7 protein-coding genes are annotated in these 7338 nt (G+C 53.8%); 4 read left to right on the top strand and 3 right to left on the bottom strand.

The features are described from left to right. Positions 1-102 precede the first annotated feature (102 nt). Together FG166_RS07730 and FG166_RS07725 are read left to right on the top strand one after the other, a co-directional pair. On the top strand, positions 103-357 hold the full coding sequence (locus FG166_RS07730; RefSeq protein WP_003684069.1) for a type II toxin-antitoxin system Phd/YefM family antitoxin: 255 nt from the start codon (positions 103-105) through the stop codon (positions 355-357). Then, on the top strand, positions 354-617 hold the full coding sequence (locus tag FG166_RS07725; RefSeq protein WP_003684072.1) for a Txe/YoeB family addiction module toxin: 264 nt from the start codon (positions 354-356) through the stop codon (positions 615-617). The genes FG166_RS07730 and FG166_RS07725 overlap by 4 nt, the downstream gene beginning before the upstream one ends. Positions 618-1026: 409 nt before the next feature. On the opposite strand, the gene FG166_RS07720 is transcribed toward FG166_RS07725, so the two are convergent. The 3 genes from FG166_RS07720 to FG166_RS07710 form a co-directional block, all read right to left on the bottom strand. After that, entirely contained in the window at positions 1027-2148 is a 1122-nt protein-coding gene (locus FG166_RS07720; RefSeq protein WP_080543055.1) for a PTS sugar transporter subunit IIC, read from the bottom strand. A gap of 425 nt (positions 2149-2573) precedes the next feature. Next, on the bottom strand, positions 2574-3971 hold the full coding sequence (locus FG166_RS07715; RefSeq protein ID WP_003684076.1) for a Na+/H+ antiporter NhaC family protein: 1398 nt from the start codon (positions 3969-3971) through the stop codon (positions 2574-2576). A 387-nt stretch (positions 3972-4358) separates the two neighbouring features. Beyond that, the gene (locus tag FG166_RS07710) at positions 4359-5141 is read right to left on the bottom strand and encodes a dimethylarginine dimethylaminohydrolase family protein (protein WP_035431216.1); all 783 of its coding nucleotides are present in this window, start codon (positions 5139-5141) and stop codon (positions 4359-4361) included. Positions 5142-5216: 75 nt separating this feature from the next. Here FG166_RS07710 and FG166_RS07705 point away from each other — a divergent pair, with 75 nt between their 5' ends. Further along, the gene (locus FG166_RS07705) at positions 5217-5723 is read left to right on the top strand and encodes a prolyl-tRNA synthetase associated domain-containing protein (protein WP_003684080.1); all 507 of its coding nucleotides are present in this window, start codon (positions 5217-5219) and stop codon (positions 5721-5723) included. A gap of 63 nt (positions 5724-5786) precedes the next feature. Next, the gene (locus FG166_RS07700) at positions 5787-7325 is read left to right on the top strand and encodes a multicopper oxidase family protein (RefSeq protein WP_035431219.1); all 1539 of its coding nucleotides are present in this window, start codon (positions 5787-5789) and stop codon (positions 7323-7325) included. The last annotated feature ends 13 nt before the right edge of the window (positions 7326-7338 follow it).

Below are 7338 nucleotides of genomic sequence, written 5' to 3'. Positions count from 1 at the left end.
CGGGGGATTTTTCATTACTCTTTTTAATGTACATCATCAAGTACACATGCTATAGTGAGTGTACGGAATGATGTACGTAAAGAACGAGGGAGGCGGGATTGGATGGACCAAATTGTAACCCCAACGCAAGCACGGAAAGATTTATTCAAAATAATCAAAAGGATCAATGAAAATAATGAGCCGGTTGTGATTAAGCCGACCAAGGCGGATGAAAAGAGCGTTGTCGTCATTGGTGAAGATGACTGGAAAGCAATCCAAGAAACGTTATTTTTGGTTAATCACGGTGTTGACAAGCAAATTAAAGAACGGGAAAACGAGCCGCTCGACGACTTTGATGATGTTTGGGGTCAACTATGAGTTACGCGATCAAACTCAAGCGGAGCGCTAATAAAGATCTCAAGAAAATTAAGGGGTCATATTTAGAAAAGAGCTTCTTGCAAATAATTGAGCAGCTCCGTAAAGACCCCTTGGCACCCAACCAAGGCTTTGAAAAATTAGTACTGCCAATTAAGGGCTTTTACTCCCGGCGGATTAACATTCAGCACCGACTCGTCTATAAGGTTGATCAAGACACGCAAACTGTGATCATCTATTCTGCGTGGTCACATTACGAATAGGTAGTAACTAATTTAATTAACCGCCCGGCGCCCAGCTGGGATTGCCAACAAGAAAGGGGCTGGAAGATCAATTTCTTCCAGCCCCTTTGGCGTCTATAAAGATAACGGTGCGATTCGTATTTAGCTTAGCCCACGGCCTGCCCAATGGTTGGGTCGCACTTCCATAACGTGGAAAATGACCACAGACCTAGTGTCTAAGTACGGGCGAAGAACGGTGCCAAGACACCAACCTTCGCCCTAGCTTAGTCATACGGTCTGTCTAGGAGGTCAGTTCCCACTCACTGATAACGTGCTCCCCAACCGCAGGCCTAGTGGCTAAGTCGGGGTGAAAAACGATGCGTGCCGCATCAACCTTCCCCCTATCCTTAGCCCACGGCCTGCCTTATGGTTGGGTCGCACTTCCCTTAACTTAGATAATGTCCAAGTGCAACTGGTTGTCCTTAACCAGACCAAACTTCTTCATGACTTGGAAGAGGAAGACAGAGATCACGGCCGGCATAACGATTCCCCACAGCATGTAGGCAACGAACTGGTTGGTACCTTGGCCCCAGAAGTAGATCGGGGCGATGAAGGAGTTCAGCCCTAATCCCCCAACCGTGTAGGCGGCGCGTAGGCCAGAAAGGGTGGTGGCCAGTGGGGCACAAACGATGGCGGCGACTAAGGCCGGAACCATTTGCCATGGGTTCAAGATCAGGTTGGGGAATTGAACCTTTGGCGTTACGATGAACTGAGCAATGTTAGCTCCCGGCGTGTTTTGGCGCCAAGACATGGCCGTGTAACCAACGAATTGAGCGGTCGTCCCGATGGCAGCGGCGGCCGCGGAGATCGGGTCCAAAGTCAAGGCGACGGCCAGGGCGGCCGAGGAAGCCGGGGTCATTAAGAAGAGGGCCCAAACGGCGGAGATGACCATCGAACCAAGGACGGTGTTAACCTTGATGGAGGCAGCGATCCAAGCACTAGTGGCGGTCAAAGCGGGCGTCACTACGGAAGCCAAGCCGAAGCCGACGAAGGTGCCGACGAAGGAGACCACCATTGGAACCAAGACCATGTCCAGCGGCGTCTTACCGGACAGCCACTTCCCTAAGAGGGCCGCCAGCAGGGCCGCGCCCACGGCGGAAACGGGTTGTCCCGTGGAGAAGACGGCGTTACCAACGACCAGTGGGTGAGCAGCGCCCCCCACCGATTGCATGGCCGTCGCGGTGCTGGCCGTTTGCACGAAGGAAACGGCGTTGGCGGCCACGGTGGCTGAAATGATGGTGGAGAAGGTAACCAGGGTGGTGACCTCCAGTTGGGAGGCAACTGCCAATCCCAGGGCCGGGGCGAGCAGGGCTTGGGCCAGGGTGCCGGCTTCAAAGAGCGGTTGCCAGTGGACGAACCCAGCGACGGTTTGCATTAACAGCCCCATCCCCAGGGTAACCAGGATGGCGTTGGCAATCGCGGCTGAGAGATTGTAGGCGTAATCGCGGACGGTTTTCTTGGCTTCTTGAACGTCAACGCGGTTCATGGCGTTTGTAGTTGCTGCTTGTTCCATGTTGTTCATCTCCTAATCTTAACGGTCCAATTTCAAATAAAAAGACCCGGGGCTAATTACCACCCCGGGTCTCACGATTTTTTAATCGAAGATAGCTAAACCTTACCCACTTAGTCGTGCAGGGTCCCCCTCACGAATCCGTGCGTGTAGTTTTTGGCCGGGATGTTCACTTATGCTAGGCGTAATAATGACTAGAATTAGGCTAATTAGTAGGCTAATAATAATGACTAGCATGGTGGACACCCCTTTCGGTAAAAATCTGTTATCTCTTAACGTTTTCTAATCTTAACATCATTTTTTAATTTTACAACCAGTTTTTGAAAATAAAATTAAGTTTTATCCAGGAGGGGCTTGCAGAAATTAGGTCACACCGGCTTTTGATGGCGTGTGAACTACTCGGCCATAAATGACCGAGTAGTTCACATTTAGTTGATAGCCATTTCCTTAGCACTCTTCGCCTTTACAAAGCCCATCAAAACGGCCAGGATGGTCACGATAAACGGGAAGAAGGCAAATGGGACGAAGGCGAGTGGGTTGACCTGGAGGGTAGCGGCGATGAAGACCCCGGAAACACTCCACGGCACGATGGCGTTGACGGCCGCCCCAACGTCGTTTAGGACCCGGGTCATCAGTTCACGGGGGAGGTGGTGGTGATCAAAGGCTTCCTTGAAAGATTCCCCCGGTAAGATGATGGCTAAGTAGTGTTCACCCACTAAGAGGTTGACCCCGATACAAGTCAGGGCGGTGGCCATGGTTAAACCACCCAGTCCCTTGACGCTTGCTTCGACCTTGTCGACGATCGCCCCAATGATGTGGAACTTAATCAACAAGCCCCCCAGTGATAGGGCGAAGATGATTAAGGACAGCGAGGTTAACATGCTACTGATACCCCCCTTGGACAAGAGGAGGTTGATCGTCTTGTTAGGGGTGTGGGCAACGTAGCCGTTCATGATCAGGTGGGTGACCTTGGTGATCGTGGTGGTGGGGTCGTAGAGCCAGCCCAAGGCGATCGCAAAGAGGGCACCCAGCCCCAGCGACGGGATCGCCGGGACCCGCAGGATCGCTAGGATGATCATGAACAAGACCGGCAAGAGGGTGATTGGGGAGATCCAAAAACCGGCCTTCAGCCCCGCCATCATGACGTGAATTGAGTGCAGGCTAGCGGTCTTGGCGCTCATCCCGACCACCGTGAAGATCACCAGTGAGATGATCCAGGCCGGCAAATCGGTCCAGGCCAGCGAGCGGATGTGCTTGTAGATGTCTAATTCCCCGGTGGTGGCGGCGAGGTTCGTCGTCCCAGAAAGCGGAGAAACGTTGGAGCCACAAAAGGCCCCGGAAACAATTGCCCCGGCCGTTAGCGGCAGGCTAATGTGTAAAGTGGCGGAGATCCCAATAAAGGCGATCCCCATCGTTGAGATACTGGTAAACGAAGACCCACAGGCGATCCCAACGAGGGTGCAAACGATGAAGACGGTGGGGAGGAAGAACTTAACCGAGATGATCTTAAAGCCAAAGTACATGATCGTCGGGATTGTACCCGAGAAGATCCAGGTGGCGATCAAGACCCCGATCGTTTGGAAGATCACCAGGGGGTCGACGCCGGCCCGTAGCCCGGTGCGCATCCCGTCGATGATCGTGTCCCACTTAAAGCCCCGTAGACGGCCGTAAAGCATTAAGATAACAAAGGCGATCAGCAGCGGCGCCTGGGGTTCTTGTTTTTCGACGATGATCAAAAAGCCCAGCAGGCCCAAGATAACGACTAGGACCAAGATACATTCGGTCAGGCTGAAGGTCGGTTCAACCCGTTCTTTAAATTTTTTCATGATAATTCCTCTTTTTCACTATTAGTCTCAAAGCGACTGGCAACAATCGTTTTGAAATAATAGCCCTTTCCACCGTTCTTGACTGGCATCGTTTTCACCTCCTTAAAATAAAAACGCCCCCTGCCTGATCAACAGGCAAGGGACGATTTTCACCGTGGTACCACCCAGCTTTGTGCATTGCACCTCAAATGGACTATCGCGTCGTGCGTGAGTCACCTTGGTTGGAGTGTAATTCGTGATCGCGTTGTGGGTTAACTTACAGCGCCGTTAACTCTCTTAGCCAGGGAGCGGATCACTACTGGGGTTCCGGTGAATCATTAGAATCTTTTAATGTTGAATGTATTAAAACACGGGCGCCCATTCCTTGTCAACAAGAAAATTTAAGAGTTAATGAGCGGTGAAGCGTAGTGACAGGCAGGTCAGGCCGCCATCGATTTTTTCAAATTCGCTCATCGCCGCTTCAAAGACCGGGAAGCCGTGGTCCTCCAACAATTGTTTAACCACCGGGAAGCCCGCCGGCATGATGACGCCGTTACCGGTGTTGATGCAGTTGACGGCGTAAGCTTCTTCGGCAGGGACGACCAGTTGGGTGAAGTTAGCAAAGGCGGGGTGGTTAACGAACTCACCGGTTACCAGGAGCTTGCCATCGCCTAGATAAGTCGTCCCGGTTTTGAGGTGCAAGAAGTCGTGGACGGGGACCGCAAGCGCCGGGTGGTTAAACTGAGCGGCGATTGCTTTAAACTGTTCGAACCCTTCCCGGTTGGTTCGGGCCGACAAGCCGACGTAATAAGTCCCGTCGACTTCCATCACGTCGCCGCCCTCCAGGTGCCCGGGGGCGGTAATCTCAAAGATGTGGTCCTGGGAATAAAAGTGTTCGAGGGCTAGCCGGATGAAACCACGTTCCGGGGTCCGGCTGGCGCGGGCCGGGTTGGTGATTACGGCAAAGTCAGCGGCGACCACCGCCGGGTCCTCCACAAAACAGGAATCGGGGAAGGCTTCTAAGGGGTCTAAAACGGTGACGGTCACCCCGCGGTCCTTTAACAGGGCAACGTAGGCTTGGTGCTGAGCGAGGGTGGTGGGGTAGTCGGTTTGCCCCAGGTTGGCGTAGTCATCGATCCCGTCGATCACCGAGTGGCCGGGGGTGCGGACAAGGGCGTTAGAAAAGAGCATTGCGATTCCTCCTTCTTCGATTATAATCAACTTAATCTAATTTTAATTTTATCATAATTATTGTAGTAAAGGAGGATGCTGATGAACCAAGCAGAAGTGTATCAATACCTAACTGAGCACGGGATCGACTACGAGGTGACCAACCACCCGGCGGTCTTTGATATGGCGGCGGTGGCCGACTTTCCGATGCCCCACCCCGAGGCCAACGCTAAAAACCTCTTTGTCCGCGATGACAAGCACCGCCATTACTACCTAGTCACGGTCAAAGGGGAAAAGCGGGTCGACTTAAAGGCCTTAAGCGCCCAGGAGGGGACCCGGCGGTTGAGTTTCGCCTCCGAGCAAGACTTACAAAAGTACCTCGACTTGACACCGGGCTCGGTGACGCCGCTGGGGGTTTTAAATGATGAGCAGCGCAAGGTTGAGGTGATGATTGACCAGGAATTGGCTGCGGGATTGGTGGCGGCCCACCCCAACGTTAACACGGCGACGGTGTGGCTAAAGACCAGCGATTTGGTGCAGCTGTTGGCCGACCACGGTAACCAGGTGAAGCTAGTCCACATTCCGATTAGAAACGCTGATTAAAGGGGTGCACCCTTTTAATTCGTTACTTAAAAATTTATAATGAAGGAAAGGAGGGTGATTTTGATGAATGAACCAGTTTTCGATTCCTACTTTTATGATGAGCAAGCCTTCAACCTTCACGATGCGGCCTACAAGCCACTGAAGCAGGCTCAAGCACCCGCGACGCCCCTCAACATTCCGCCCCTGTTAACCCCAGACAAGGTGGACGGCGACGACGTGTACTACACCGTTACCGCCCAGGCGGGGGCAACCCAGCTATTGCCGGGGGAAAAGACCAAGACCTGGGGCTTTAACGCTTCAATGCTGGGGCAGACGGTGGTCTTTGAGCGCGGCAAGACTTACCACATGCACCTGGTCAACCACCTACCGGAAGTGACGACCTTCCACTGGCACGGACTAGAGATTCCCGGGCCAATTGAAGACGGCGGCTGCCACGCCCCGGTTTACCCGGGCGAGGCCCGCGACGTGACCTTTAAGATCATTCAGCCGGCCGCCACCGCCTGGCTCCACGCCCACCCCTGCCCGGAAACGGCCTACCAGGTTTGGCAGGGACTGGCGACGATGGCGATCATTCACGACCAAGAAGAAGCTAGTTTGCCCCTGCCGCACACTTACGGAGTTGATGACCTGCCGTTGATCCTGCAGGACCGCAACTTCCACGCGGGCAACCAGTTTGATTACCGGGCCGATTACGACCCTGATGGCGTCCAGGGTGACACGGCGGTGATTAACGCCACCGTCAATCCTTACTTTGACGTCACCACCCAGCGCCTGCGGTTGCGAATTTTAAACGGCTCTAACCGCCGCGAGTACCGGCTCCACTTCTCGGACGACTTAACCTTCACCCAAATTGGCTCGGACCTGAGCTTTTTGCCCCACCCGGTCAAGTTAAAGAAGCTGATGACTACCTGTGCCGAGCGCCAGGAGATCGTGGTCGACTTTGCCGGCTACCAGCCGGGCGACACGGTTACCCTGTACTCCGACGACAGTCCGCTGGTCGAGTTCCGGATCCACGAGTTTACGCCGGCAGGAGAGGAGTTGCCCACCACCCTGACCAAGATTGATTACCCGACCCCAGACCCGAGCCTACCCGTCAAGCAGGTGGTGATGTCCGGGATGGACGAGACGGTGATGATTGACGGCAAGAAGTTCCAGATGGACCGGATCGATTACACGATGCCGATGGGCAAGTGCCAGCTTTGGGACATTACCAACACCAACGACATGAACGGCGGGATGATTCACCCCTTCCACATGCACGGCTGCGCCTTTGAGATCGTCTCCCGTAACGGCCAGGAACCCTACCCGTTTGAACACGGACTTAACGACACCGTCGCCGTTAACCCGGGCGAACACGTCATCATCAAGGTCTACTTCCAAGTGCCGGGGGTCTTTATGTACCATTGTCACATTATCGAACACGAAGATGGCGGGATGATGGCCCAACTAAAGGTTGTCGACCCGGCCGCCCCGAACCGGGAGTACCACTTGCTCAACCATATGACCCTGATGGAGGCCTTTGCCAAGGAGCGGGGTGTCACGATGGATGAACTCTGGCTTGGCGGGATGGACTCCTACAAGAAGATGGGGATGCACATGTAGCCCTTAATTAGCG

The sequence above is a fragment of the Limosilactobacillus fermentum genome (genome assembly GCF_013394085.1).
GTDB lineage: Bacteria > Bacillota > Bacilli > Lactobacillales > Lactobacillaceae > Limosilactobacillus > Limosilactobacillus fermentum.
Note: the sequence above shows the minus strand (reverse complement) of the source record. Positions and strands in the feature narration are given on the sequence as shown.

Coding starts and splice junctions, on each gene's coding strand:
- FG166_RS07730 (WP_003684069.1), top strand. CDS start 103: ATGGACCAAATTGTAACCCCAACGCAAGCACGGAAAGATTTATTCAAA.
- FG166_RS07725 (WP_003684072.1), top strand. CDS start 354: ATGAGTTACGCGATCAAACTCAAGCGGAGCGCTAATAAAGATCTCAAG.
- FG166_RS07720 (WP_080543055.1), bottom strand. CDS start 2,148: ATGGAACAAGCAGCAACTACAAACGCCATGAACCGCGTTGACGTTCAA.
- FG166_RS07715 (WP_003684076.1), bottom strand. CDS start 3,971: ATGAAAAAATTTAAAGAACGGGTTGAACCGACCTTCAGCCTGACCGAA.
- FG166_RS07710 (WP_035431216.1), bottom strand. CDS start 5,141: ATGCTCTTTTCTAACGCCCTTGTCCGCACCCCCGGCCACTCGGTGATC.
- FG166_RS07705 (WP_003684080.1), top strand. CDS start 5,217: ATGCTGATGAACCAAGCAGAAGTGTATCAATACCTAACTGAGCACGGG.
- FG166_RS07700 (WP_035431219.1), top strand. CDS start 5,787: ATGAATGAACCAGTTTTCGATTCCTACTTTTATGATGAGCAAGCCTTC.